We start from the raw sequence: 25642 nt of genomic DNA on the forward strand, positions 1-25642 counted from the left end.
AGGGGCTTGTCCTGCTTGTTATTGCATGACAGGTGCCTGCATGTCCATCTCTGGCGGAAAAGGGGTGTCGATCTGCGTGCGCCCCGACATCCGCATGAAAGGAGATCTGTGATGCGTGTGATTGTTGCTGGCGCCCTCGTCCTTGCACTTGGTGCAGGTTCGGTTCAGTCCAAACCCGGACTGGCGAGTGAAACGGATATCAATGCGGGCCTTCTGGCCGTCGGGATCGCCGACGAGATCCGCAAGAATTGCGACAGTATCGGCGGTCGTGTCATCAAGGCGCTGTTTTACATGAACAGTCTCAAGCAGCGCGCGCGCGAGCGAGGCTACAGCGAGGCCGAGATCGACGCCTATGTGGACAACAAGGCTGAGAAACGGAAGATGCGCCACAAGGGCGAAGCCTATATGGCCGCCAAGGGCGTGGATCCCGAAAAACCCGAAACGTTCTGCGATCTGGGGCGGGCGGAAATTGCCGCAGAGTCCCCGATCGGGAAGTTCCTGACAAAAGAGTAGACGGATATGGCTGACCTACGAAAGATCATCATCGACGATCAGGAGATCGAGGTCGAGGGCGCGATGACCCTCATTCAGGCCTGTGAAGAGGCCGGCGTCGAAATTCCGCGTTTCTGCTATCATGAGCGGCTTTCCATCGCGGGCAACTGCCGGATGTGTCTGGTCGAGGTCGTGGGCGGCCCGCCGAAGCCGGCGGCAAGCTGTGCCATGCAGGTCAAGGATCTGCGGCCCGGGCCCGAGGGGCAACCGCCGGTGGTCAAGACCAACAGCCCGATGGTCAAGAAGGCGCGCGAGGGGGTGATGGAGTTCCTTCTCATCAATCACCCGCTCGATTGCCCGATCTGTGATCAGGGCGGCGAGTGCGATCTGCAGGATCAGGCGATGGCCTATGGCGTAGATTTCAGCCGCTACCGCGAGCCCAAGCGCGCGACCGAGGATCTCGATCTCGGCCCGCTGGTCGAGACGCATATGACGCGCTGCATTTCCTGCACCCGCTGCGTGCGCTTCACCACTGAGGTGGCAGGCGTGCACGTGATGGGGCAAACGGGCCGCGGCGAAGATGCCGAGATCACCACCTATCTGGGCGAGATCATCGACAGCAACCTGCAGGGCAACATCATCGACCTGTGCCCGGTGGGGGCGCTGGTGTCGAAACCCTACGCCTTTACCGCGCGGCCCTGGGAATTGACGAAGACCGAGACCATCGATGTGATGGACGCGCTCGGGTCCTCCATCCGCGTGGATTGCAAGGGCCGCGAAGTGATGCGCATCCTGCCGCGCAACCATGACGGCACCAACGAGGAATGGATTTCCGACAAGACGCGCTTTGTCTGGGACGGGCTGCGCCGTCAGCGTCTGGACCGGCCTTATATCCGCGAGAACGGCAAGCTGCGTGCGGCGACATGGGGTGAGGCTTTGGGCAAGGTGGCCGAGGCGATCAAGGGCGCGAAAAAGCTGACCGGTCTGGTCGGCGATATGGCCCCAGTCGAGGCGGTCTATGCGCTCAGGGGCCTGATCGAAGGGCAGGGCGGGGCGGTTGAGTGCCGCACCGACAAGGCGCGGCTGCCTGCGGGCAATCGTAGCGCCTATGTCGGTAATGTCGCCGTGGAAGACCTTGATACGGCAAAGAATTTCATCCTGATCGGGAGCGACCCGAACCTCGAGGCCCCGGTGCTGAATGCACGCATCCGCAAGGCCTGGATCAATGGGGCGGATGTCACCGTGGTGGGCCCCAAGGTGGACCTGACCTATGACTATACCCATGCAGGCACGGACCGGGCCGCTTTGGATGGTTTGAAGGTTCCCGAAGATGCGATTGTGATCGTCGGACAAGGTGCCCTGCAAGAGGTCGATGGCGAGGCGGTGCTCGCCGCTGCGCAGGCGCTGACCGGTCGGATGCTGGTGCTGCACACCGCCGCTGCCCGGGTGGGGGCGCTGGATGTAGGGGCCGTGACCGAGGGCGGTTTGGATGCCGCCATCGACGGCGCGGACGTGATCTACAATCTCGGTGCCGACGAGGTCGAGATCGCAGACGGCCCCTTCGTGATCTATCAGGGCAGCCATGGCGACCGGGGCGCGCATCGTGCCGATGTTATCCTGCCCGGCGCGGCCTATACCGAGGAGCAGGGCCTGTTCGTCAACACCGAAGGCCGCCCGCAATTGGCACTGCGCGCCGGGTTCGCGCCCGGCGAGGCCAAGGAAAACTGGGCGATCCTGCGCGCGCTCTCGGGCGAGTTGGGGGCGACACTGCCCTATGACAGCATGGCGCAGCTGCGTCAAGCGCTGGTCAAGGATGTGCCGCATCTCAAGAAAATCGACCGCGTGCCGGAGAACGACTGGCAGCCGCTGCCCAAGGCCAAGCTGGGCAAGGCCGATTTCCGACTGGCGATCAAGGATTTCTACCTGACCAATCCGATCGCACGGTCGAGCGAATTGATGGCGGAATTGAGCGCCAATGCCAAGGCGCGCGCCAATCAGCCGATGGCGGCAGAGTGAAAATGGCGGTCGCGATCATAACGCCTCTGGCGCTGGCCGTTTCGGGCTGCGCCGAGCCGGGCGCGCCATCGGCGTTTCAGCCCGACTATCAGGGCGTCGAGACGCGGCTGCTGGCCGGTGACCTGGTGAATTTCCACGTCACCATGCGCGGCGCGCGGGGGGCTGAAGACGTTGATCGCTATGCCGAATGTGCCGCCGCGCAATACACGCTGATCCGGGGCTACGGTTTTGCACGTCATGTGCGCACGAATGTGAGTGAAGAGGGTGGCATCTGGCAGGGCGATGCGGTTTATACGGTCTCGGCGGCGCTGCCGCGTGGCCTGAAGACGATCGACGCCGAAGTCACGGCCGCGAATTGCGCGGAAAACGGAATACCGATGGTGTGAGGACCTGATGGCTGAATTCTTGACTACCCCGCTCGGGACCCTGGTGATCATCGTTGCACAATGCCTTGCGGTGGTGGGCTTCGTGATGGTGTCGCTGCTGTTTCTCGTCTACGGCGACCGCAAGATCTGGGCTGCCGTGCAGATGCGGCGCGGCCCCAATGTCGTGGGTGTCTGGGGCCTGCTGCAGACCGTCGCCGATGCATTGAAATACGTGGTGAAAGAGATCGTCGTGCCGGCGGGGGCCGACAAGGCGGTGTTCATGCTGGCCCCGATGACGAGTTTCGTGCTGGCGATCCTTGCCTGGGCGGTCATCCCGCTCAACGAAGGCTGGGTGCTGTCGGATATCAACGTGGCCGTGCTCTTCGTCTTCGCCGTCTCCTCGCTGGAGGTGTACGGCGTGATCATGGGCGGATGGGCGTCAAACTCCAAATATCCCTTCCTTGGCTCGTTGCGCTCGGCCGCGCAGATGATTTCCTACGAGGTCTCGATTGGTCTCATCATCATCGGGGTGATCATCTCCACCGGTTCGCTCAATTTCGGGGCCATCGTGGCGGCGCAGGATACGGCTTACGGGTTTTTCGGCTGGTACTGGCTGCCGCACCTGCCGATGGTGTTCCTGTTCTTCATCTCTGCGCTGGCTGAGACCAACCGCCCGCCCTTCGACCTGCCCGAGGCCGAATCGGAACTGGTGGCGGGCTATCAGGTGGAATATTCCTCGACGCCGTTCCTGTTGTTCATGGCCGGGGAATATATCGCCATTTTCCTGATGTGCGCGCTCACGTCGCTGTTGTTCTTCGGCGGCTGGCTGTCGCCCATTCCGGGCCTGCCCGATGGCGTGGTTTGGATGGTCGGTAAGATGGCGTTCTTCTTCTTCATCTTCGCCATGGTCAAGGCGATTACCCCGCGGTATCGCTACGACCAGTTGATGCGCATCGGCTGGAAAGTGTTCCTGCCCATGTCGATCGGCTGGGTCGTGATCGTGGCGTTCCTTGCGAAATTCGAAGTGTTCGGCGGGTTCTGGGCCCGTTGGGCGATTGGAGGCTGATCCATGACGCAGATCGATTACGGACGCGCGGCGGGATATTTCCTGCTGACCGATGTTTTCAAGGGGTTCAGGCTGGGGCTGAAATACTTTTTCGCGCCCAAGGCGACGCTGAACTATCCGCATGAAAAAGGCCCGCTTTCCCCGCGCTTTCGCGGCGAGCATGCCCTGCGCCGCTATCCCAATGGCGAGGAGCGCTGCATCGCCTGCAAGCTGTGCGAGGCGATCTGCCCGGCGCAGGCGATCACCATCGACGCCGAACCGCGTGATGACGGCAGCCGCCGCACCACGCGCTATGACATCGACATGACGAAATGCATCTATTGCGGTTTCTGCCAGGAGGCGTGTCCGGTCGATGCGATCGTCGAGGGGCCGAATTTCGAGTTTGCCGCCGAGACCCGTGAAGAACTGTTCTACGACAAGGCCAAGTTGTTGGAGAACGGCGACCGGTGGGAGGCGGAGATCGCCCATAACCTCGAACTGGATGCACCCTACAGATGAACGATCCAACCAACCCCTTCGAGATGATGATGCGTCAGGCGCAGGAAATGGCCAAGGCGATGAATCCCGCGCTTGAGAGCTTTTCGCCCAAGGGGTTTGAATCGCTCTGGCCGACGATGCCCAAGGAGTTCATGGAAATGAGCTTTGGCAAGGGCATCAACAAGGAGGGGCTGGACGCCAAGACGCGGCTGTTGATCACGCTTGCGGGGTTGACGATGCTGGGCGCGCAGAGCGATACGCAGATCCGCATGACCGTGCGCCATGCGCTCGAGGCGGGGGCGACCAAGGATGAGATTGCCGAGACGATCGCACAGATGGCGATGTTTGCCGGTATCCCCTCGATGACCCGCGCGATGGAGTTTGCGCGCGAGGTGATGGACGGCGAAGACGAGAAAGGATCAGAGAAATGACGATTGCTGCGATGTCCTTTTACCTCTTTGCCGTGGCACTTCTGACCGGTGGGCTGTTCACTGTGATCAGTCGCAACCCGGTGCATTCGGTGCTCTGGCTGATCCTGTCCTTCATCAGCGCGGCCGGGCTGTTCGTTCTGCTGGGTGCTGAATTCGTGGCGATGCTGCTGATCATCGTCTACGTCGGCGCCGTCGCGGTTCTGTTTCTCTTCGTGGTGATGATGCTCGACGTTGATTTCGCCGAGTTGAAAGCGGAGATGGCGAAATACATGCCATTGGCACTGCTGATCGGTGTGATCCTTCTGATGCAGTTCGGTCTCGCCTTCGGCAACTGGACCATGGCCGACGGGGCCGAGGCGGCACGCCGCTCGGTGACGCCCGAGGGGGTAGAGAATACCGCGGCCCTCGGGATGCTGCTTTATGACAAATACTTCATCCTGTTCCAGCTTTCGGGGCTGATCCTGTTGGTGGCGATGATCGGGGCCATTGTGCTCACGCTTCGGCACCGCACGGATGTCAAGCGGCAGGACGTGCTGGCGCAGATGTATCGCGACCCCGCCAAGGCGATGGAATTGCGGGATGTGAAACCGGGGCAGGGGCTCTAACGGGGCCTCACCCGCCCCGGGCGCGACCCGGGGTGACGATGGGAAAAGTGTTCCGGCAACGCCCGGGGCGACGCGTAAAGACGACAATCGGGCACGGCCCGGAGGGACAGACATGATCGGACTTGAACATTATCTCACGGTGGCGGCGGCCTTGTTCGTGATAGGCATCTTCGGCCTGTTTCTGAACCGCAAGAACGTGATCATCCTGCTGATGTCGATCGAGCTGATGCTCTTGTCGGTGAATATCAACCTCGTCGCGTTTTCGTCGTATCTGGGTGATCTGGTGGGGCAGGTGTTCACGCTCTTCGTGCTGACCGTCGCCGCCGCCGAGGCCGCCATCGGCCTTGCCATCCTCGTCTGTTTCTTCCGCAATCGGGGCACCATCGCCGTCGAAGACATCAACGTGATGAAAGGCTGAAGTCATGGAAACCATCCTTCTCTTCGCGCCTCTCGTCGGGGCGATCATCGCGGGTTTCGGCTGGCGCATCATCGGCGATCAGGGCGCGCAATGGGTCACGACGGGGCTCTTGTTCCTCTCGGCGCTGCTGAGCTGGATTCTGTTTCTTGGCCATGATGGGGTGACCGAGCAGATCCATATTCTGGATTGGGTGCAGTCGGGCACGCTCGACACGGCATGGGCCATTCGGATGGATCGGCTGACGGCGATCATGCTGATCGTGATCACCACCGTCTCGGCCCTCGTGCATCTCTATTCCGTCGGCTACATGGCGCATGACGAGAATTTCCGCGACAATGAGAGCTATCGGCCGCGCTTTTTCGCGTATCTGTCGTTCTTCACCTTCTCGATGCTGATGCTGGTGACCTCGGATAACCTGTTGCAGATGTTCTTTGGTTGGGAGGGCGTGGGCGTCGCGTCGTACCTGCTGATCGGTTTCTACTATCGCAAGCCAAGCGCCAATGCCGCTGCGATCAAGGCCTTCGTGGTCAACCGGGTGGGCGATTTCGGCTTCGCTTTGGGCATCATGGCGCTCTATTTCCTCGTCGACTCGATCAAGCTCGACGATGTGTTCGCCGCCGCACCGGAGCTGGCCGAAACGCAGCTGACCTTTCTCTGGACCGAGTGGAACGCGGCCAACCTGATCGCCTTCCTGCTGTTTGTGGGCGCGATGGGCAAATCGGCGCAGCTCTTCCTGCACACATGGCTGCCCGACGCGATGGAAGGCCCGACCCCGGTGTCGGCGCTTATCCACGCGGCGACCATGGTGACGGCGGGCGTGTTTCTTGTCTGCCGCATGTCGCCGCTGATGGAATACGCCCCCGAGGCGATGAACTTCGTCGTGTTCCTTGGGGCCACAACGGCGTTTTTCGCGGCGACCGTGGGCCTCGTGCAGAACGACATCAAACGGGTAATCGCCTATTCGACCTGTTCGCAGCTTGGCTACATGTTTGTGGCCGCCGGTGTCGGTGTCTACTCGGTGGCGATGTTCCACCTCTTCACGCATGCGTTCTTCAAGGCGATGCTGTTTCTTGGCGCAGGCTCGGTCATACATGGGATGCATCACGAGCAGGACATGCGCAACTATGGAGGGCTGCGCAAGAAGATGCCCTACACGTTCTGGGCGATGATGATCGGCACGCTGGCGATCACCGGGGTGGGCATTCCGCTGACCCATATCGGCTTTGCCGGGTTCCTGTCCAAGGACGCGGTGATCGAGAGCGCATGGGCCGGCACCGAAGGAGGTTATGCGTTCTGGATGCTGGTGATTGCGGCGCTGTTCACCTCGTTCTATAGCTGGCGGCTGATGTTCCTCACCTTCTTTGGTGAGGCGCGCGGCGACAAGCACACCCATGAGCACGCGCATGAAAGCCCCATGGTGATGGTCGCGCCGCTTGGTGTGCTGGCGCTTGGCGCGGTCTTCGCGGGCATGATCTGGTACGGCAGCTTTTTCGGCAGCCATGCACAGGTCAACAGTTTCTTCGGGATGCCGGAGCATCACGCCGAGGCAACTGAAACGCCCGAGGCGGTGGCGCATGGCGAAGAGGGCCACGACCACGAAACGATGCACGAGGAGACTGGCACCGCCGCCCATTCCGGCCCGCCGCAGGGCGCGATCTTCATGCATCCCGACAGTACCGTGCTTGATGATGCGCATCATGCACCGACATGGGTCAAGGTCAGCCCATTCATCGCCATGCTGATCGGCCTGATCACGGCGCTGTGGTTCTACGTCTGGGATCCAGCGATGCCGGGTCGCGTGGCCGCAACGAACCGTCCGCTTTACCTCTTCCTGCTCAACAAGTGGTATTTCGACGAGATCTACGACTTCCTCTTCGTCCGCCCCGCCAAGGCGCTCGGGCAGCTACTGTGGAAGCGCGGCGACGGTGACGTGATCGACGGCTCGCTCAACGGTGTGGCCATGGGGCTTATCCCGCGGCTCACGCGGCTCGCTGGCCGGGCGCAGTCGGGCTACATCTTCACCTATGCCTTTGCCATGGTGATCGGGATCGCGATCCTGGTCACGTGGATGACGATCTTCGGGGGGGCCAACTGATGGACAACCTGCTTTCCATTGTGACCTTCATCCCGGCGGTGGCGGCGGCGATCCTCGCGATCTTCCTGCGCGGTGAGGATGAGGCGGCGCAGAAGAACGCCAAATGGGTGGCGATGATCGCGACCACGCTGACATTCCTTGTGTCGCTTTTCATCCTGTTTGATTTCGACCCGTCGAACACCGGGTTTCAGTTCGTCGAGGAGCAGGACTGGCTCCTGGGTCTGAAATACAAGATGGGTGTCGATGGGATCAGCGTTCTGTTCGTTTTGCTGACGACCTTCATGATGCCGCTGACCATCGCGGCGTCGTGGAACGTCAAAACCCGCGTCAAGGAATACATGATCGCGTTCCTGATCCTTGAGACGCTGATGCTGGGTGTGTTCATGGCGCTCGATCTGGTGCTCTTTTACCTCTTCTTCGAGGCGGGGCTTATTCCGATGTTCCTGATCATCGGGATCTGGGGCGGTGCGGCACGCATTTATGCCTCGTTCAAGTTCTTCCTCTACACCTTCCTCGGCTCGGTGCTGATGCTGGTGGCGATGGTGGCGATGTTCTCGGATGCGGGGACCACCGATATTCCGTCGCTCTTGCGGCATGAATTTGCCTCAGACAGTTTCTCGCTGTTGGGCATCCACATCGTCGGCGGCATGCAGACGCTGATGTTCCTGGCGTTCTTTGCCAGCTTCGCGGTGAAAATGCCGATGTGGCCGGTGCATACCTGGCTGCCCGATGCGCACGTGCAGGCCCCCACGGCAGGCTCAGTCGTGCTGGCGGCGATCCTCTTGAAGATGGGCGGCTATGGCTTCCTGCGGTTCTCATTGCCGATGTTTCCGGTGGGCTCCGAGGTGCTGACGCCCTTGGTGCTGTGGATGAGCGCCATCGCGATTGTCTACACGTCGCTGGTGGCACTGGCGCAGGAAGACATGAAAAAGCTGATCGCCTATTCGTCGGTGGCCCACATGGGCTATGTCACGATGGGGATTTTCGCGGCCAATCAGCAGGGGCTTGATGGGGCGATCTTCCAGATGATCAGCCACGGCTTCATCTCGGGCGCGCTCTTTCTCTGCGTCGGCGTGATCTATGACCGGATGCACACCCGCGAGATCGACGCCTATGGTGGCCTCGTGAACCGGATGCCGGCCTATGCGCTGATCTTCATGTTCTTCACCATGGCCAATGTCGGGCTGCCGGGCACATCCGGGTTCATCGGGGAATTCCTGACGCTTGTCGGTGTGTTCCAGGTCAACACATGGGTGGCGGCCGTGGCGACCACGGGTGTGATCCTGTCGGCGGCCTATGCGCTCTGGCTCTATCGCCGGGTGGTGTTTGGCGACCTTATCAAGGAGAGCCTGCGCACGATCACCGATATGACCAAGCGCGAGCGGGCGATCTTTGCGCCGCTGGTGGTGATGACGCTGCTGCTCGGGGTCTATCCCCGGCTGGTCACCGACATCACCGGCCCCTCGGTCGAGGCGCTGATTTCCAACGTAGAGACGGCACAGGCGGTGGCACAGGCCAGCAGCCAGGTTGCCGTCGCGGACCACTGAACCGGAGGCACTGAGACATGCAGGCTGATCTGAACGTAATCCTGCCGGAAATCGTGATTTCCGTCTATGCCATCGCGGCGCTTTTGTTCGGCGCCTATACCGGCAAGGACAAGATGGCAGGGATGCTGGTCTGGCTCACGGCGGCGCTCTTCGCGGTCATGGCGCTGTGGATTGGAGCCTCGTCCGGTGGCGGCACGCGCACCGCCTTTGACGGCATGTTCAACGACGATGGCTTTGCCCGCTTTGCCAAGGTGACGATCCTGCTCTCGGCGGGGGCGGTGCTGGTGCTGGGGCAGGAATACATGGCGCGCCGGGATATCCTGCGCTTCGAGTATCCGCTGTTGGTCGCGCTTGCGGTCGTGGGCATGATGGTGATGGTCAGTGCGGGCGATCTGATGGCGCTCTACATGGGGTTGGAGCTGCAATCGTTGGCGCTTTATGTCGTCGCCTCTCTGCGCCGCGACAGTGCCAAATCGACCGAGGCGGGGCTCAAGTATTTCGTGCTGGGCGCGCTGTCGTCGGGCCTGCTGCTCTACGGGGCGTCGCTGACTTATGGCTATGCGGGCACGACGCTTTTCTCGGGCATCATTGACGCGGCAGACGGGCAGGCCCCGATCGGTCTCCTGCTCGGTCTGGTCTTCGTGCTGGCCGGTCTGGCGTTCAAGATTTCCGCCGTGCCGTTCCACATGTGGACGCCCGATGTCTATGAGGGCGCACCGACGCCAATCACGGCGTTTTTCGCCACGGCCCCCAAGGTGGCGGCGATGGCACTGGTCGCGCGCGTCGTGCATGACGCCTTTGGCGAGGTGGTGGGCGACTGGCAACAGGTGCTCGCGGTGCTGAGCCTGCTGTCGATGTTCCTCGGTGGCATCGCGGCAATCGGGCAGACCGATATCAAGCGGCTGATGGCCTATTCGTCGATCGCGCATATGGGCTATGCGCTGATGGGGCTGGCGGCGGGCACGGTGTTCGGCGTGCAGGCGATGCTCATTTACATGGCGATCTATGTCACGATGAACGTGGGCACCTTCGCCTTCATCCTGTCGATGGAGCGCGACGGGCAGCCGGTCACGGATATCCGCGCGCTCAACATGTATTCCAAGGCGCAGCCGGGGCGCGCGCTTGCAATGTTGATCCTCTTGTTCAGCCTCGCCGGTGTGCCGCCGCTTCTGGGCTTTTTCGGCAAGCTCTACGTGCTGCGCGCGGCCTATGAGGGCGGGCTGGCATGGCTGGCGGTGGCCGGGGTGATCGCCTCTGTGATCGGGGCGTTCTACTACCTGCGCATCGTGTTCTACATGTATTTCGGCGAAGAGGGCGAGACGCTGGAAACCGGCCGCTCGCCAGTGCAATGGGCGTTCCTGATGGCCTCGGCGGCGGTGATGCTTCTGGGCATCGTCAACATGTTCGGGGTCGAGACGATGGCGCAGGCCGCCGCCGCGACGCTGGTCAACTGACATGAGACCGATCACGGTCTGAGAAAAAGGTGACGCGCCCCTGCCGGGCGCGTCGCTTTGGTTTAGGCGACCGCACGCCTCCGGCGGGAGTATTTTCGGAAAGATGAAGCCGACATCGGAACTCGACTGGCCCGAGAGCTATGGTCGCCGGGTACTGGCCTCGGTCGATAGCACCAACGCCGAGGCTGCGCGGCTGGCCCCCGGCTTGCGTGGACCGGAGTGGATCCTGGCGCTGGAGCAGACGGCGGCGCGCGGGCGGCGCGGGCGGGTTTGGGTTAACCCGATGGGGAACTTCGCGGCGACCTTGGTGATGCGGCCCAATGAGAGCCCGGACAAGGTGGCGTTGCGGTCTTTCGTGGCGTCGCTCGCGCTTTTCGACGCGCTTGTTGCGGCCACCGGGCGCGCCGAGGGGATCAGTCTCAAATGGCCCAATGACGTGCTGCTCAATGGCGGCAAGCTGGCGGGCATTCTTTTGGAGAGCGCGGGCGCGGGCCGTGGGCTGAGTCATTTCGCCATCGGCATCGGAGTGAATCTGCGCAGCGCTCCTGCACCGGCGGAGGTGGAGGAGGGCGCGTTGCGACCTGTCTCGCTGTTGTGCGAGAGCGGGGTGGCAATCGGGCCGGAGGAGTTTCTAGACCTTCTGGCCCCGGCCTATGCGCGGTTTGAGGCGCAATTCGTGACCTACGGGTTCGGTCCCATTCGCCGGGCATGGCTCGACCGCGCGGCGCGTCTGGGTACGGCGATTACCGCCCGCACTACACGCGACAGCCATCACGGCACTTTCGAGACGGTGGACGAGGCGGGCAATCTCGTTCTAATGACACCGAAGGGGCGGCAGGCGATTGCCGCAGCCGAGGTGTTTTTCTGACGCGGGAGGGCGGTGCCCATGCTTCTGGCGATTGATTGCGGCAATACCAACACGGTGTTTTCGATCTGGGACGGGACGCGGTTTCTGTGCACGCTGCGCACCTCGACCGAGCATCAGCGCACGGCGGATCAGTATTTCGTCTGGTTCAAGACGCTGCTGGCGCATCACGGGATTGATGCCAAGATCAACGCGGTGGTGATCAGTTCCACGGTGCCGCGGGTGGTGTTCAATCTGCGCGTTCTGTCTGATCGCTATTTCAATTGCCGCCCGCTGGTCGTGGGCAAGCCCGAGTGCCGTCTGCCGGTGGATGTGCGGGTGGATGCGGGCACGCAGGTGGGGCCGGATCGGCTGGTCAACACGGTGGCGGGCTATGACCTTTATGGCGGCGATCTGATCATCGTGGATTTCGGCACCGCCACCACGTTCGATGTGGTCGATCATGATGGTGCCTATATCGGCGGGGTGATCGCGCCGGGGGTGAACCTGTCGCTTCAGGCGCTACATGAGGCAGCGGCGGCCCTGCCGCATATCGACGTGACCAAGCCTGACCGCGTGATCGGCACCAACACGGTGGATTGCATGCAATCGGGTGTATTCTGGGGTTATGTCGGCCTCATTGATGGGATATGTGAACGGATAAAGGCCGAGCGTGGCCGCGCCATGAAGGTGATCGCAACAGGTGGGCTGGCACCGTTATTCCAGCAAGGCACGGACATGTTCGACATGTTCGAGGACGATCTGACAATGCACGGGCTGACCGTGATACACGAGCACAACAAGGAGGGCTGACGCCCCATGAGCAGCGAACGTTTGATCTACCTGCCCCTCGGTGGGGCGGGTGAAGTTGGTATGAATGCCTATGTCTACGGCTATGGAAAACCGGGCAAGGAGAAGCTTATCCTGGTCGATCTTGGGGTGACCTTTCCGGACATGGACGGCACGCCCGGCGTCGATCTGATCTTGCCGGATATCTCCTGGCTTGAGGCGCGCAAGGACGATCTGGAGGCGGTGTTCATCACCCATGCCCATGAGGATCACGTCGGAGCCGTTGCGCATTACTACGACCGCCTGGGCGCGCCGATCCATGCGCGCGCCTTCACCGCCAACATCGCACGGCGCAAGATGGAGGAGCATGGCCATTCCGAAAAGGCAGTCAAGACTGCGTCTCCCTGGCCCGAGACGGTCAAGGCGGGGCCCTTCAGCGTGGGTTTCGTGCCGATCTCGCACTCGATCCCCGAAAGTTCGGGCCTTGTCATCGACAGCCCCGGCGGGCGCATCGTGCATAGCGGTGATTTCAAGATCGACGAAAACCCGATCGTGGGAGAGCCGTTTGATCATGACCTCTGGGCGAGTCTGGCCGAGCCGGGGGTCAAGGCGCTGGTTTGCGATTCGACCAATGTGTTCAGCCACCACGACGGGCGGTCCGAGAGCACAGTGGGCCAACCGATTACCGATCTGGTGCAGGCATCAAAGGGCATGTTCGTCTGCACGACCTTCGCCAGCAACGTGGCACGGGTCAAGACGCTGGCCGAGGCGGGCAAGCGCGCCGGGCGTTCGGTCTGCCTGTTGGGCCGGGCGATGCGGCGGATGATCGAGGCGGCGGTCGAAACCGGCGTTCTCAAAGATTTCCCCGCGACCGTCAGCCCCGAAGAGGCGGGCACCATCCCGCGCGAGAACCTGATGCTGATCGTCACCGGTAGCCAGGGCGAGCGGCGCGCGGCGAGCGCACAGCTGGCCAATGGCAAGTACAATGGCATGGTGCTCAAAGAGGGTGACACGTTCCTCTTCTCCTCCAAGACCATTCCCGGCAACGAGCGCGGCGTCATCCACATCATCAACAAGTTCTCCGAGATGGGCGTGGATGTGGTCGAGGGCGATGATCGCTATCACGTCTCCGGCCATGCCAACCGGCCCGATCTCGACGCGATGCACAAGCTGATCAAGCCGCAGATCGTGGTGCCAATGCATGGCGAGCACCGCCACCTGCGCGAGCATGTGAAGCTGGCAGAGGCGAACCGGATCAGCGGCGTTCTGGCCGTCAACGGCATGATGATCGACCTTAGCGGCAATGCGCCCAAGGTGGCCGAATATGTCGAGACCGGGCGCACTTACGTGGACGGCTCGGTCAAGATCGGGGCGATGGACGGGATCGTGCGCGACCGGATTCGCATGGCGCTCAACGGGCATGTGATGATCAATGTCATCATGGACGAGGAAGACGAGCCCCTCGGTGAGCCTTGGGTCGAGGTGATGGGGCTTGCCGAGACCGGACGCAGCCGCGCGCCGCTGGTCGACGTGCTGGAAGAGGATCTGTCGCAATTCATGGGCCGGGCCGGGGCCAAGACGCTGAACAATGACGACAAGCTGGAAGAGGGGTTGCGCCGGGTGGCGCGGCAAAGCGCGCAGAACGAGATCGGCAAACGGCCCGAAGTGACGGTGGTCATCAGCCGCCTGACCGCCTGAGGAGGTCGCCCATGCGCATCGCCTCTGTGATGGCCGAAGGGCGGGGCGATACCGATCTTCTGCTGCACGGAGTGGCCATGCGCGCGCAGGCGCGCGGGCTGCGGCTGTGTGGCACGGTGCAGATCAACTCCAACTGCGATGCGGATCGCCCCTGTGACATGGATGTTCAGGTCTTGCCCGACGGGCCGGTGATCCGCATTTCGCAAACCCTCGGGCCGGCGGCGCGAGGCTGCAGGCTCGACCCGGCCGCGCTGGAACAGGCGGTGGCCGAAAGCGAGACGCGGCTCGATGCGGGCTGCGATCTGGTGATCGTCAACAAGTTCGGCAAGCACGAGGCGGAGGGGCGCGGGTTTCGCGGGTTGATTGCGAACGCGCTGACAGCCGGGGTGCCGGTTCTGGTTGGCGTCAATCACCTCAACGCGGCGCGGTTTCAGACGTTTTGCGAGGGTTTGGCGGAGCCTGTCGCGCCTGATGATGCTGCCCTCGACGCTTGGCTTGCACCACTCTACACGGATTGACGGCCGCAAGAAGAGTGCAGCGTAAACTGCTGATGTTATTCAGTTTTCACGCTACCGGTTTTGGGGAACGGTGGCGGACCGAGGAGGATTCGAACCCCCGACCCCTTGATTCGTAGTCAAGTACTCTATCCAGCTGAGCTATCGGTCCGTCGAGGGCAGGAATTAGACTCTGCGGACCGGCAATGCAAGGGCGTTTTGGAAGATTTATGACACATCCGTCAAATTTCCCTTGGGCAGGGTGATGCAAAAGGATGTGCCCGTTTCGTCGCTGTGTTCAAGCGAGAGCGAGCCGCCGTGACCACGCACGAGATCCTGCGCGATGGTCAGCCCAAGGCCCGTCCCGCCCTTGGTCGCCCCACCTTGAAATGGCTTGAACAGGTGTTCGAGGGCCTTCGCGGGCAGGCCGGGGCCGGTGTCGGCAACACGGATGATCCAGGCGCGCTCGTCTTCGTCGGCCATGACACTGATCTCCCCCGGATTTCCCGTGTTCACAATGGCTTGGCGGGCATTCCTCACAAGATTTGCGATCACGCGATAAAGTTGCTCAGCATCGGCGCGCAGCACCATATCGGCTGGGACGTCCTCGGCAAAACTGATATCGAACTTGCCTGCCGATAGCCGCTCGCTGTCGATGACATCGGCCACGATATCGGCAAATCGGACCTGCGCGAGGGTTGGGCCAGGCTCCTCTGCCTTGCCATAGGCGAGCGTGGCCTCGCAGAGATGGATCGCGCGGGTCAGCGAGTTCACCAGCTTCGGTGCCATGCGTTTCACGCCGGGGTCTTCGCTCATCTCGATGCGGTCGGTGAAGAGCTGCGCCGAGGTGAGGATGTTGCGCAGATCGTGACTGACCTTGGCCACGGCGCCGCCAAGCTGTGCCAGATGCTCTTTTTGCTTGAGCGCACTGGTCAACTGGGTTTGCAGCGTTTGCAGCGTTTCCTCGGCCTCGCGCAGTTCGCGAATGCCCGAGGAGGGGGCGATCACCCGGTGCACGTCTTCTGGCGCTTCGGCATAGGCCTGCATATTTCCGACCACCCTGCGGATGGGGCGCACCAGAAAGTATTGGACGGCCCAGAACAGAAGCACGGCGGTAAAGACCGAGATCACCAGCGACAGCCAGAGGATACGCAGCCCGTAGTCGATCATCGCGGCGCGCAGGTCGTCGGTCTCCAGCGTAACCTCGATCAACAACCCGCCCATCCGCACCGGCTGACCGATCACCCGGATCACCTGATCTTCCGGGGTGGTCAGCCGGGTCATGGCATCGCGGATGAGGGTAAAGGCGGGCGCGTTCCGCAGATCGTAGGTTTCGGATATCGGTCGGGGCACGGGTGAAGACAGTACCAGTTGCCGTGTCTCGTTGCGTCGCATGACCACGTTGAACACGCCCGCGTTGCGCAATAGCTCCTCCTGGAGGTCGGGATTCACCTCTTCATCGGCCAAAAGCACCAGCGATGCGATCTGCGCCCGTTCCAGTCGGGTCAGCAGGAATTCCTCGCGAAAGCGGGCGATGGAGGGCACGAAGATCAGGACTTCGGCCAGCATCACGAAGACGGCCGTCAGGATCAGGAAACGTCCCGAAAGTGAATTGAGCAAGCTGTCCCCTCCCTTGGTCGCCGCTCAGGGCAACCAGCGCTGCACGAAGCCTACAACACGTTTGACCATAGGGTTATCAAACAGCTTTGGCGAGAAATAGGCCCCGGCGACGCGCTTGTTGATCTCACCCAGAGTGGGGTAGGGGGCGACCATGTTGGCGACGTGTTTCATCTTGAACCCGTTGGCGAGGATGAAGGCCCAGAGATTGATCAACTCCCCCGCCTGCGCGCCGGCAATCGACGCCCCCACGGGCCGCCCGCGCACCACCATCACCTTGATCAGTCCGTCGGTCTTGCGCTCGGCAATGGCGCGGTCGTTATGGGTGTAGTGAAAGCGCACCACGTCGAGATTGCCGCCATGCTCCTTGCGCGCGGCCTCTTCGGTGAGGCCGACATGCGCGATCTCGGGGTCGGTATAGGTGGCCCATGGCACGTGATCGGTGCGTTCCTTGGCGGGCAGGCCAAGCAGCGCCTGCCAGATGATCAGCCCGGCGTGATAGCCCGCCATATGAGTGAATTGCAGCCCGCCCGCCACGTCGCCGATGGCATAGACCCGGCGGTTGCTTGTCCGCATGGAGGCGTCGACCTTGATGCCGCGTTTCGTGGTCTCGATCCCGCCGGCGTCTAGGTTGAGGCGGTCTGTATTGGCCTTACGCCCCACGGCCATCAGCAGATGCGTTCCCTTGAAGATGCGCCCGTCCTTGGCCTCGACCTCGATCGCGCCCGCCTTGCCGCGAATTTCCGACGCCATGGCGCTTTCTTCAATGCCAATCCCTTCGACCTTGAGTTGGTCGATCACAACTTGCGCCAGTTCCGGATCATCCTGACCCAGCACCTTGGCCCCCTCGATCACCGTCACCTCGCAGCCCAACCGCCGATGCGCCTGTGCCATTTCCATGCCGATCGGGCCGCCGCCGATGATCAGCAGGTGATCGGGCTTTTCACGAAGATCGAAAATCGTCTCGTTGGTGTCATAAGGTACCGTGTCGAGCCCCGGAATCGGCGGCACGAAAGGGGACGACCCGGTTGCGATGATTACCCGGCGCGCGGTGATCAGATGATCGCCTGCCTTCACTTGCTTGGGTGAGATGAATTCGCCGAATTCCCGGATCACCCGCACGCCGAGCCCCTCGAACCGTTCCTGGCTGTCCACCGGCTCGATCTGGGCGATGACATCGGCCACATGATCCTTGGCGGCGGCGTAATCCACATCCGGGGTCACATTCGCCACGCCGTATTGTGCGGCATGGGATTGCGCATAGGCCGCCTTGCCGCTGGCGATCAGCGCCTTGGAGGGCACACAGCCGAAATTCAGGCAATCGCCGCCCATCTTGTGGCCTTCGAGCAGGACCACGCTCGCCCCCATCTGCACCGCACCCGCCGCGACGGACAGCCCGCCGGAGCCGGCGCCGATGACCAGCAGATCCGTCTTAATCTCTTGCATGCTCAAATGTCCTTCTTGCCACGAATGCTCTTGATCAGGATGGGGAGTGCTGCGAGCGCGCACAAGCCCAGGATCGGGCCGATGATCTGCGGCTCCCACAGGAGCGACAGATCGGGGCTGTCACCTCGGTCGAACACCTCGCCCAGGCCGACGCCGATCCAGGTGAAGACGATGGCCCCGGGGATGATTCCCAGCACGGTGGTGATCGCGAAATTCACGAACCGTACGCCGACGAGGGCGGGCAGCAGATTCGCGACGAAAAACGGCACGGCGGGTACGAGGCGCATCAGGAACAGCACGCTGATTTCATTGTCGTGCAGCCCGGCCTTGAGCCGCTTCAGCGTGCCCTCGGAGGTTTCGATCCGGGCCGCGAGCGAACGGCCCAGCCCCCACCGGGCCGCGAGAAAGATTGCGAAGGCGCCGAGCGACGCGGCCAGCACGTTGAACGCCGTGCCTGAGACGAGGCCGAAGAGAAATCCGCCGGTGACCGATGCCACCGCCGCACCCGGCAGCGAGAAGGCTACGATCACGAAATAGATCGCTATGAAAGCCAGCACCATCAACCCGAAATTGGCGTCCCGGAATGCCAGTAGCGCCTCTCGATTGTCGCGCAGCGTGTCGAAGGTGATGTAGTCTCGCAGCGTGAAATAGCCGATGACGGCTGCGGTGAGAATGATGGCGAGCGGCGCGTGTCGCGCCCAGCCTCCGGTTTTGTGCTCTGACGAATGCTGCATGCTGTAATCCATGGTCCTGCCCGGGTTTGACTGCGTTGCCTTCTACTTGCACCGCGGGTCGCTGCTATACCAGTGGCCTCACGCGGGGGTGATCGCGGGTGATGGCATGGGCGGCTGGAACGGGCGTTTCGTCACCTCTTGTAACATCACCGGGTCAGCCCCGCATGATTTTGTTGCAAATTCCGGTTGCGGGGGTTTGACTTGGTCCTGACCCATCTCTATAGACCGGGCTTCGGATACATCAGGGCCGTGTGCGATTCCGATTGCAGCGTGGCCCCAACGTCGGAGACGGAGCGATGAAACGCACCTTTCAACCCTCGAACCTGGTTCGCAAACGCCGCCACGGGTTCCGCGCGCGCATGGCCACCAAAGCCGGCCGCAAGATCCTGAATGCACGTCGTGCACGTGGCCGCAAGTCGCTGAGCGCTTAAGCGCCAGCACGTTGTGACGACCATGACACCGCCGGAGGCCCCTGACCGCAAGCCAGGGAACAGCCCCCCGGCGGTTTCGTCATGCGCGCATGACAGTTTGAACGTTTTGCGCAAGCGGTCGGATTTCCTTGCCGCTGCGCGTGCGAGGCGCCAGGGCACGCCCGCGATGATGGTGCAGGGCCGCGACCGGCGCGATGACGACCCTTCGATCCGGGTGGGCTTTACCTGTTCCAAGAAGGTCGGCAACGCGGTTGCGCGCAACCGTGCCAAGCGCCGGTTGCGCGCCGTGGCGCGTGAGGTCTTGCATAGCTACGGGCAACCCGGCTGGGATTATGTGCTGATCGGCCGGGCGCAGGAAACGGCGGCGCGGCCCTATGAGGCGCTGCGCGACGATCTGATCCACGCATTGCGAAAGTTGCGGGGGCCCAGATGAGCCCGCTTGCCCGCATTCTGGCCCTGCCGATCAAGGGCTATCGCCTCATCCTGTCGCCCTGGGTCGGCTATCACTGCCGCTACCATCCGACCTGTAGCCAATACGCGCTCGAGGCGCTCGAGACGCATGGGGCGCTCCGGGGCGGGTGGCTCGCGGCAAAGCGTATCGCGCGCTGCAACCCCTGGGGTCAGTGCGGTCATGATCCGGTGCCGGACCGCGATCAGCGCTAACTGCGTGACGCATAGCCGCTGCGCGAGAATGGCCCTTTTACCCGGAGGCCATCCATGTAATAGGGACGTGCCAAACGAGATATCCATGGAGAACCATAATGGAGATTCGCGAGGCGCTCACCTTTGATGATGTTCTGCTGGTGCCTGCGGCATCGAGCGTGCTGCCCAACACGGCGGATACGCGGACCCGCGTGACCAACACGATCAGTCTCAATATCCCGTTGTTGAGTTCGGCCATGGACACCGTGACCGAGGCCCGCATGGCGATCGCCATGGCGCAGTTCGGCGGTATTGGCGTGATTCACCGCAATCTGACAGTCGAGGAACAGGCCCGTGAGGTGCGCCGCGTCAAGCGTTTCGAAAGCGGGATCGTCTACAACCCCGTTACACTGCGCCCCGACCAGACGCTTGGCGATGCCAAGGCACTCATTGAGCGTTACAATTTCACCGGCTTCCCGGTGGTTGACGAGAAGGGCCGTGTTGTCGGTATCGTCACCAATCGCGACATGCGTTTTGCCTCGAGCGACGACACGCCGGTGCATGTGATGATGACAAGCGACAACCTTGCCATCCTGCAGGAACCCGCTGACCGCGACGAGGCCAAGAGCCTGATGCGCGCCCGCCGGATCGAGAAGCTGCTGGTGACGGACAACACTGGCAAGCTGACCGGCCTGCTGACGCTCAAGGACACCGAACAGGCGGTGCTCAACCCGACGGCCTGCAAGGATGATCTCGGTCGGCTGCGCGTTGCGGCGGCCTCGACTGTGGGTGACGCGGGTTTCGAGCGTTCGCAGGCGCTTGTCGATGCCGGGGTGGATATGATCGTGATCGACACCGCACATGGCCATTCCGAAGGCGTGGCGCGCGCCGTGGAGCGTGCCAAGGCACTCTCCAATCAGGTGCAGGTCGTGGCGGGCAACGTCGCTACGGCAGAGGCCACGCGCGCGCTGATCGACGCAGGCGCAGATGCGATCAAGGTGGGCATCGGGCCGGGCAGCATCTGCACCACGCGGATGGTGGCGGGCGTTGGCGTACCGCAACTGACCGCGATCATGGATTGCGCGCAGGCGGCGGGCAACGTGCCGGTGATCGCCGATGGCGGCATCAAGTTCTCGGGCGATTTCGCCAAGGCGATCGCGGCTGGCGCCTCCTGTGCGATGGTGGGCTCCATGCTCGCAGGCACGGATGAAAGCCCGGGCGAGACGATCCTGTATCAGGGCCGGACCTTCAAGGCCTATCGCGGTATGGGCAGTCTCGGGGCGATGGCGCGCGGCTCCGCCGACCGGTATTTCCAGAAGGACGCGGCAAGTGACAAGCTGGTGCCCGAGGGGATCGAGGGGCAGGTGGCTTATAAGGGCCCTGCCGGAAACGTGTTGCATCAGTTGGTGGGCGGCTTGCGCGCAGCCATGGGCTATACCGGCTGCGCGACGGTCGAAGAGATGCGCCGCGATTGCAATTTCGTGCGCATCACCGGCGCAGGCCTGAAGGAAAGCCATGTGCATGACGTGCAGATCACCCGTGAAAGTCCGAACTATCGGATCGGGTAGGAATTCCAATTGGTTGCCGGGCGTTCTTGAGGTGAACTCGTGACTCCCGGGGCACGTGTGGCGGCGGCAATCTCCGTGCTCGACGCGGTGCGCGCGGGCGAGGCGGCGGAGAAGGCGCTTACCGGTTGGGCACGCGGCGCGCGCTATGCGGGTTCCAAGGACCGCGCGGCAGTGCGCGATCATGTCTTCGACGTATTGCGCCGCTGGCGCTCCTGCGCGGCGCTTGGCGGTGGTGACGATGGCCGTCACCTGATGATCGGCGCGATGCGGTCCGAGGGCATCGATCCTCACACGATCTTTACCGGCGACGGACATGCGCCGACTGCGCTGACCGAGCCGGAACGGGCGGGTGGCCATGTGCCTGTGGGGCTTGATGCGCTTGACCTGCCGGATTGGCTCTGGCCGCATTTCGAGACCTCGCTCGGCGCATCTGCCGAGGGTGCCGCAGAGATGCTGCGCCACCGCGCGCCGGTGATGCTTCGGGTCAATTTACGGCGCGGAACTGTGGCGGATGCACAGGCACGGCTGGCCTCCGAGGGGATTGATACGACCACGGCCGATATTGCGAAGACCGCGCTGCAAGCGATTTCCGGAGAACGAAAAATTGCCGGATCAGTCGCCTATGCCGAAGGTCTGGTGGAGCTTCAGGATGGCAGCAGTCAGGCCGCGATGGAGGCGCTGCAGATCACAAAAGGGGCGCGTGTTCTGGACTACTGCGCAGGCGGTGGTGGCAAGGTGCTTGCCCTCGCGGCCCGCGCCGATGCCGCATGGTATGCACATGATATCGCGCCGCAACGCATGAACGACTTGCCCGCGCGCGCGAAACGGGCCGGGGTGGAGGTGACGCGCCTGGAGGGCGATGCCATCGCAAGCGCCGCGCCGTTTGATCTCGTGCTGTGCGATGCCCCCTGTTCCGGCAGCGGCACCTGGCGGCGCAGTCCTGAGGCCAAGTGGCGCCTGACACCGGAGCGGCTCGAGGACCTGACGCAGACCCAATATGAAATACTGACCAGAACCGCGCCGCGCGTGGCGGATGGCGGCTGTCTGGCCTATGCGACCTGCTCCGTTTTCAACCAAGAGAACGAAGCGGTGGTCGCGCGATTCTTGCAAGAGCATCCGTCATGGCGGCTCGGCCAGCAGAGGACGTGGCCGATTTCGGGGGCGGGCGATGGCTTCTGTCTCGCACAGCTGGTTCGTGGATAGGTTTAGCGCAACAACCTTGACGGGTTTTCGGCTGTCGTTAAAGTTCAATTAAGGTCTTTGGGCCACGCTGCGGCGGAATTGGATCTGACAGAAAGGCGTCTTTGTGGCATTCATGTCCACTTCTGGCAGACCGCTAGGCAGGGCTGTTCTCAGGATCGGTCCGCGCAGCGGCGTGATCGTGTTGGCGGGTCTGCTGTTCGCCGTCGTTGCCGTCATGCTCGGTGATCCGCGCGCGCGGTTGATGGTGGCTTTCGCGGCGGGGATACTTCTGTTTGCCGCAGCCTGGCTGGTGATTTTTCGCCGCAACGGCGCTGCGCGCGAGAAACAGACCGTGACGCAGGCCGGAGCGTTGATGCAGGATGATCCGTCACCGATGATCCTTGCCGCCGCGGATGGGCATATCCTTTATGCCAATCCTGCTGCGGGCAAGAGCTTTGTGACGCCTGCGGTCACGACGCTGGCCGCCGCATTGAGAGAGACGCTTGCCAATCCCGGTCCGGTGCTCTTTCGGATGGAAAGCCGGGCCGAAGCGAAAGGTGCAGCGACCGAACATATCGTGACGCGGGCGGGCCATGTGCATGTGACCGTGCATCGCGCAGGCGAGGGGCAGTTTCTCTGGCGGATCGAGCCATCGAGCACGCGACCCAATCGTGGAACCGACAGTCATGCCTTGCCGATGCTGATCGTCGGGCGCAATGATGCGGTGCTCTACATGAACCCCGCCGCGCGCCAGCTTGTGGGTGAACGGGTGCGGTCCCTCGACCGGATTTGCCCTGGCCGCAGGTTTCAGTCGGGCGAGGTGCATAGCGTGCAAACCCCGGACGGCCCTGTCGACTGTCTGCTGGTCGAGAGGCAGGGTGTCGCCGGGCGGCGTGAGATCTACATTTTGCCCGGGCTTTCCGGATTGGAGCGCCCGGTGGACGGATGGGCCTTTTTCGACGAATTGCCGGTGCCCTTGCTCAAGCTGCGGCGCGATGGCGCTATCGCGCTGTTGAACCTCCCCGCCAGGACGCTGCTCGGGGTGGAGGGGAGCGCGGATATTCGATTGGGCGATGTGCTGGAAGGGCTTGGACGCTCGATCTCCGACTGGCTCGACGATGCCGCCGCCGGACGTGGAACCGTGCATTCGGAATTCCTGCGTGTGCGCCGCGATGACCGGGAGGTTTTCGTTCAGGTCACTCTCAATCGCGCGACGGAGGACGGCGAGGTGGTGCTGATCGCGGTCATGAGCGATGCGACGGAGTTGAAATCGCTCGAAGCGCAATTCGTTCAAAGCCAGAAAATGCAGGCGATCGGACAGCTTGCCGGTGGTGTGGCGCATGATTTCAACAATCTCCTCACAGCGATCACCGGGCATTGCGATTTGCTGCTGTTGCGCCACGATCAGAACGCGCCCGACCATGCCGATCTCATGCAGATCAATCAGAATGCAAATCGCGCGGCGGCATTGGTCAGCCAGCTTCTGGCTTATTCGCGCAAGCAGACGTTGCTTCCGCAGGTCATCGACCTGCGCGACAGCTTGTCGGACCTCACGCATTTGCTCAATCGTCTGGTCGGAGAAAAGGTGTCTCTGACCTTGAGCCACGACCCCACATTGCACGCGATTCGCGCCGACAAGCGGCAGCTTGAGCAGGTTCTGATGAACCTTGTCGTGAACGCCCGCGATGCAATGCCCGAGGGCGGCGACATTCGCATCGTCACCGAGAATCTGACACTTACCGAACCGATGCGCCGGGACCGGGCCGTGGTTGCGCCAGGGCGGTATGTCTCTGTGAAGGTTATCGATGAAGGCGAGGGGATCGCGCCCGATAAGCTGCAGAAGGTGTTCGAGCCATTTTTCACCACCAAGCGCACCGGCGAAGGGACCGGGCTTGGGCTGTCCACGGCCTATGGCATCATCAAGCAGACCGGAGGGTTCATCTTTGCCGACAGCGTGTCCGGTGAGGGCGCGACGTTTCAATTGCTGTTTCCGGCCCATACCCAATCGCCAGACCTGGAGGCACCGTCTGATGTGGAGCCGTATGGGCGCGAGCATGTGAGTGGTGTCATCCTGCTTGTCGAGGACGAGGCGCCGGTACGGGCATTTGCCAGCCGCGCCCTGCAGATGCGCGGCCTGACCGTGCTCGAGGCCGAATCTGGCGAAGACGCGCTGGAAATTCTGGAGGATCAGGAGCTTGATGTGGATGTGTTCGTGACCGATGTCGTCATGCCGGGCATCGATGGGCCGACCTGGGTAATGCGGGTTCTTGAAAATCGTCCGTCGGTAAAGGTGGTGTTCATGTCCGGATATGCCGAAGAAACGTTTGGGGATGTGCAGGAGACGATTCCGAATTCGATTTTTCTTCCGAAACCATTCTCACTGAACGAGTTGACAGAAACCGTCTTGCGCCAGATCGGATAAGGCCACGATCATGGTGATTTCATCCTTTGCCATCCGGTTTTGGGCGAGGGGGCTGTGGCGTGTATTGACCGCCCCCCGTGATCCCCTGCCATAGGGTGAAGTCCGCCGCATACTTGCGGCGCAGGCGGGTCTCTGTTCCAGAGGAGAGGTCCAGTGGCACTGAAGGCGACTGATTCTGCCAAGAGGTCTCTATACTGGTGGCGAGGCGTTTTTCCAGAAAGGCGCGGAACCCGGTCTGATCCTCGTATCGGAAAAGATGCGTGACTCTGGTGCCATTGCGTTGCGGTTCGAGGAACTTGGCCTGCGAGCCGACCTGCGCGAAACTCGGTGAATCGCCTTGGCAATACGCGGTGACGAAATCATCGAAACTGATGCCACGCGTGCTATTGGCCTGCCCGTCGAGGGATGCGCGTTGTCGGTAGCGATACCAGCTTCCAAGCCAGCTGACGGGTTCGCGCATGACGGCGACGATCTCTGCATCCTCGCCAATGAATCGCTCGATCATCTGTCTGAAAAACCGGTTATAGCGAAACACCGGCGCGTGCTTGAGTTCGGGCGGTGCGCTCACGACAATCGAGGCCAATGGGGCGAGGGCGGTTTCATAGGCCGTCGTCCCGGTCTTGGGGACTGACAACAAGATCAGGCGTTGCTTTGAAAACACGAGCATATTTCGCCTCTTTCCCGGATTCGGCCCCGCTGGCCACGGATATAAACCACTTGTTAATGCTTAATGGGAAAACTGTCACCACAAACAAACTTCTTGAAATGTTCTTGTTTTACCCTCATACGGATATGGAACAAGTCATGAA

General features: G+C 62.1%; 25 protein-coding genes and 1 tRNA gene. 21 read left to right on the forward strand and 5 right to left on the reverse strand.

The window, feature by feature from the left end:
* The first annotated feature begins 111 nt into the window (after positions 1-111).
* The 15 genes from BMX04_RS02035 to BMX04_RS02105 all read left to right on the forward strand — a co-directional run bounded on the left by BMX04_RS02035 (position 112) and on the right by BMX04_RS02105 (position 14815).
* A complete protein-coding gene (locus BMX04_RS02035; RefSeq protein WP_074784783.1) occupies positions 112-513 on the forward strand; it encodes a DUF5333 domain-containing protein in 402 nt (133 codons plus the stop codon).
* A gap of 6 nt (positions 514-519) precedes the next feature.
* Positions 520-2508, forward strand: coding sequence for an NADH-quinone oxidoreductase subunit NuoG (nuoG, locus tag BMX04_RS02040; RefSeq protein WP_074784784.1), 1989 nt, complete (start codon positions 520-522; stop codon positions 2506-2508).
* Positions 2509-2510: 2 nt separating this feature from the next.
* Positions 2511-2894, forward strand: coding sequence for a hypothetical protein (locus tag BMX04_RS02045; protein ID WP_050663946.1), 384 nt, complete (start codon positions 2511-2513; stop codon positions 2892-2894).
* 7 nt (positions 2895-2901) lie between these two features.
* Positions 2902-3939, forward strand: a complete 1038-nt coding sequence (gene nuoH, locus BMX04_RS02050; RefSeq protein ID WP_050663936.1) for an NADH-quinone oxidoreductase subunit NuoH — start codon at positions 2902-2904, stop codon at positions 3937-3939.
* Between the two features lie 3 nt (positions 3940-3942).
* The gene (nuoI, locus tag BMX04_RS02055; protein WP_050663937.1) at positions 3943-4437 is read left to right on the forward strand and encodes an NADH-quinone oxidoreductase subunit NuoI; all 495 of its coding nucleotides are present in this window, start codon (positions 3943-3945) and stop codon (positions 4435-4437) included.
* Positions 4434-4847 carry a carboxymuconolactone decarboxylase family protein gene (locus BMX04_RS02060; protein ID WP_050663938.1) on the forward strand — a complete coding sequence of 138 codons (414 nt, stop codon included), beginning with the start codon at positions 4434-4436 and terminating at the stop codon, positions 4845-4847. The genes nuoI and BMX04_RS02060 overlap by 4 nt, the downstream gene beginning before the upstream one ends.
* Entirely contained in the window at positions 4844-5452 is a 609-nt protein-coding gene (locus tag BMX04_RS02065; protein WP_050663939.1) for an NADH-quinone oxidoreductase subunit J, read from the forward strand. Before BMX04_RS02060 ends, BMX04_RS02065 begins: the two co-directional genes overlap by 4 nt.
* A gap of 112 nt (positions 5453-5564) precedes the next feature.
* Positions 5565-5870, forward strand: a complete 306-nt coding sequence (gene nuoK, locus BMX04_RS02070; RefSeq protein ID WP_074784785.1) for an NADH-quinone oxidoreductase subunit NuoK — start codon at positions 5565-5567, stop codon at positions 5868-5870.
* Between the two features lie 4 nt (positions 5871-5874).
* Positions 5875-7965 (forward strand): NADH-quinone oxidoreductase subunit L, encoded by a 2091-nt coding sequence (nuoL, locus tag BMX04_RS02075; RefSeq protein WP_074784786.1) that lies wholly within the window; start codon positions 5875-5877, stop codon positions 7963-7965.
* The gene (locus tag BMX04_RS02080) at positions 7965-9512 is read left to right on the forward strand and encodes an NADH-quinone oxidoreductase subunit M (RefSeq protein WP_074784787.1); all 1548 of its coding nucleotides are present in this window, start codon (positions 7965-7967) and stop codon (positions 9510-9512) included. The genes nuoL and BMX04_RS02080 overlap by 1 nt, the downstream gene beginning before the upstream one ends.
* 17 nt (positions 9513-9529) lie before the next feature.
* Entirely contained in the window at positions 9530-10966 is a 1437-nt protein-coding gene (gene nuoN / locus BMX04_RS02085) for an NADH-quinone oxidoreductase subunit NuoN (protein ID WP_074784788.1), read from the forward strand.
* 103 nt (positions 10967-11069) lie between these two features.
* A complete protein-coding gene (locus tag BMX04_RS02090; protein ID WP_074784789.1) occupies positions 11070-11834 on the forward strand; it encodes a biotin--[acetyl-CoA-carboxylase] ligase in 765 nt (254 codons plus the stop codon).
* 18 nt (positions 11835-11852) lie between these two features.
* Complete coding sequence (locus BMX04_RS02095; RefSeq protein ID WP_074784790.1) at positions 11853-12623, forward strand: type III pantothenate kinase; 771 nt, start codon at positions 11853-11855, stop codon at positions 12621-12623.
* Between the two features lie 6 nt (positions 12624-12629).
* Positions 12630-14297, forward strand: a complete 1668-nt coding sequence (locus BMX04_RS02100) for a ribonuclease J (RefSeq protein ID WP_074784791.1) — start codon at positions 12630-12632, stop codon at positions 14295-14297.
* An 11-nt stretch (positions 14298-14308) separates the two neighbouring features.
* Complete coding sequence (locus BMX04_RS02105) at positions 14309-14815, forward strand: DUF2478 domain-containing protein (RefSeq protein ID WP_074784792.1); 507 nt, start codon at positions 14309-14311, stop codon at positions 14813-14815.
* 71 nt (positions 14816-14886) lie between these two features.
* Here the strand turns inward: BMX04_RS02105 and BMX04_RS02110 are convergent.
* From BMX04_RS02110 to BMX04_RS02125, 4 genes are all read right to left on the reverse strand, one after another.
* Positions 14887-14963 (reverse strand) — tRNA-Arg (locus BMX04_RS02110).
* 56 nt (positions 14964-15019) lie between these two features.
* A complete protein-coding gene (locus BMX04_RS02115; protein WP_074784793.1) occupies positions 15020-16411 on the reverse strand; it encodes a sensor histidine kinase in 1392 nt (463 codons plus the stop codon).
* Positions 16412-16435: 24 nt separating this feature from the next.
* A complete protein-coding gene (locus BMX04_RS02120) occupies positions 16436-17854 on the reverse strand; it encodes a dihydrolipoyl dehydrogenase family protein (protein WP_074784794.1) in 1419 nt (472 codons plus the stop codon).
* A gap of 2 nt (positions 17855-17856) precedes the next feature.
* Positions 17857-18588, reverse strand: coding sequence for a TVP38/TMEM64 family protein (locus tag BMX04_RS02125; protein ID WP_083398066.1), 732 nt, complete (start codon positions 18586-18588; stop codon positions 17857-17859).
* A 296-nt stretch (positions 18589-18884) separates the two neighbouring features.
* Here BMX04_RS02125 and rpmH point away from each other — a divergent pair, with 296 nt between their 5' ends.
* The 6 genes from rpmH (at position 18885) to BMX04_RS02155 (ending at position 24833) form a co-directional block, all read left to right on the forward strand.
* Positions 18885-19019 (forward strand): 50S ribosomal protein L34, encoded by a 135-nt coding sequence (gene rpmH / locus BMX04_RS02130; protein WP_012177012.1) that lies wholly within the window; start codon positions 18885-18887, stop codon positions 19017-19019.
* A 22-nt stretch (positions 19020-19041) separates the two neighbouring features.
* A complete protein-coding gene (rnpA, locus tag BMX04_RS02135; RefSeq protein ID WP_074784796.1) occupies positions 19042-19452 on the forward strand; it encodes a ribonuclease P protein component in 411 nt (136 codons plus the stop codon).
* Complete coding sequence (gene yidD / locus BMX04_RS02140; protein ID WP_050661859.1) at positions 19449-19682, forward strand: membrane protein insertion efficiency factor YidD; 234 nt, start codon at positions 19449-19451, stop codon at positions 19680-19682. Before rnpA ends, yidD begins: the two co-directional genes overlap by 4 nt.
* A 98-nt stretch (positions 19683-19780) precedes the next feature.
* Positions 19781-21229 carry an IMP dehydrogenase gene (gene guaB, locus BMX04_RS02145; protein ID WP_074784797.1) on the forward strand — a complete coding sequence of 483 codons (1449 nt, stop codon included), beginning with the start codon at positions 19781-19783 and terminating at the stop codon, positions 21227-21229.
* 39 nt (positions 21230-21268) lie between these two features.
* Positions 21269-22432 (forward strand): RsmB/NOP family class I SAM-dependent RNA methyltransferase, encoded by a 1164-nt coding sequence (locus tag BMX04_RS02150; RefSeq protein WP_074784798.1) that lies wholly within the window; start codon positions 21269-21271, stop codon positions 22430-22432.
* 112 nt (positions 22433-22544) lie between these two features.
* Positions 22545-24833 carry an ATP-binding protein gene (locus BMX04_RS02155; RefSeq protein ID WP_083398056.1) on the forward strand — a complete coding sequence of 763 codons (2289 nt, stop codon included), beginning with the start codon at positions 22545-22547 and terminating at the stop codon, positions 24831-24833.
* Positions 24834-24852: 19 nt separating this feature from the next.
* Here BMX04_RS02155 and BMX04_RS02160 read toward each other — a convergent pair whose 3' ends face one another.
* On the reverse strand, positions 24853-25500 hold the full coding sequence (locus tag BMX04_RS02160) for a gamma-glutamyl kinase (RefSeq protein ID WP_074784800.1): 648 nt from the start codon (positions 25498-25500) through the stop codon (positions 24853-24855).
* Positions 25501-25642: the final 142 nt, after the last annotated feature.

Source organism: Roseovarius tolerans (assembly GCF_900109855.1).
Lineage (GTDB): Bacteria > Pseudomonadota > Alphaproteobacteria > Rhodobacterales > Rhodobacteraceae > Roseovarius > Roseovarius tolerans.

Bases quoted from the DNA above. Each gene is read 5' to 3' on its own strand.
- BMX04_RS02035 (WP_074784783.1), top strand. From the start codon at position 112: ATGCGTGTGATTGTTGCTGGCGCCCTCGTCCTTGCACTTGGTGCAGGT.
- nuoG (WP_074784784.1), top strand. From the start codon at position 520: ATGGCTGACCTACGAAAGATCATCATCGACGATCAGGAGATCGAGGTC.
- BMX04_RS02045 (WP_050663946.1), top strand. From the start codon at position 2,511: ATGGCGGTCGCGATCATAACGCCTCTGGCGCTGGCCGTTTCGGGCTGC.
- nuoH (WP_050663936.1), top strand. From the start codon at position 2,902: ATGGCTGAATTCTTGACTACCCCGCTCGGGACCCTGGTGATCATCGTT.
- nuoI (WP_050663937.1), top strand. From the start codon at position 3,943: ATGACGCAGATCGATTACGGACGCGCGGCGGGATATTTCCTGCTGACC.
- BMX04_RS02060 (WP_050663938.1), top strand. From the start codon at position 4,434: ATGAACGATCCAACCAACCCCTTCGAGATGATGATGCGTCAGGCGCAG.
- BMX04_RS02065 (WP_050663939.1), top strand. From the start codon at position 4,844: ATGACGATTGCTGCGATGTCCTTTTACCTCTTTGCCGTGGCACTTCTG.
- nuoK (WP_074784785.1), top strand. From the start codon at position 5,565: ATGATCGGACTTGAACATTATCTCACGGTGGCGGCGGCCTTGTTCGTG.
- nuoL (WP_074784786.1), top strand. From the start codon at position 5,875: ATGGAAACCATCCTTCTCTTCGCGCCTCTCGTCGGGGCGATCATCGCG.
- BMX04_RS02080 (WP_074784787.1), top strand. From the start codon at position 7,965: ATGGACAACCTGCTTTCCATTGTGACCTTCATCCCGGCGGTGGCGGCG.
- nuoN (WP_074784788.1), top strand. From the start codon at position 9,530: ATGCAGGCTGATCTGAACGTAATCCTGCCGGAAATCGTGATTTCCGTC.
- BMX04_RS02090 (WP_074784789.1), top strand. From the start codon at position 11,070: ATGAAGCCGACATCGGAACTCGACTGGCCCGAGAGCTATGGTCGCCGG.
- BMX04_RS02095 (WP_074784790.1), top strand. From the start codon at position 11,853: ATGCTTCTGGCGATTGATTGCGGCAATACCAACACGGTGTTTTCGATC.
- BMX04_RS02100 (WP_074784791.1), top strand. From the start codon at position 12,630: ATGAGCAGCGAACGTTTGATCTACCTGCCCCTCGGTGGGGCGGGTGAA.
- BMX04_RS02105 (WP_074784792.1), top strand. From the start codon at position 14,309: ATGCGCATCGCCTCTGTGATGGCCGAAGGGCGGGGCGATACCGATCTT.
- BMX04_RS02120 (WP_074784794.1), bottom strand. From the start codon at position 17,854: ATGCAAGAGATTAAGACGGATCTGCTGGTCATCGGCGCCGGCTCCGGC.
- BMX04_RS02125 (WP_083398066.1), bottom strand. From the start codon at position 18,588: ATGCAGCATTCGTCAGAGCACAAAACCGGAGGCTGGGCGCGACACGCG.
- rpmH (WP_012177012.1), top strand. From the start codon at position 18,885: ATGAAACGCACCTTTCAACCCTCGAACCTGGTTCGCAAACGCCGCCAC.
- rnpA (WP_074784796.1), top strand. From the start codon at position 19,042: ATGACACCGCCGGAGGCCCCTGACCGCAAGCCAGGGAACAGCCCCCCG.
- yidD (WP_050661859.1), top strand. From the start codon at position 19,449: ATGAGCCCGCTTGCCCGCATTCTGGCCCTGCCGATCAAGGGCTATCGC.
- guaB (WP_074784797.1), top strand. From the start codon at position 19,781: ATGGAGATTCGCGAGGCGCTCACCTTTGATGATGTTCTGCTGGTGCCT.
- BMX04_RS02155 (WP_083398056.1), top strand. From the start codon at position 22,545: ATGTCCACTTCTGGCAGACCGCTAGGCAGGGCTGTTCTCAGGATCGGT.
- BMX04_RS02160 (WP_074784800.1), bottom strand. From the start codon at position 25,500: ATGCTCGTGTTTTCAAAGCAACGCCTGATCTTGTTGTCAGTCCCCAAG.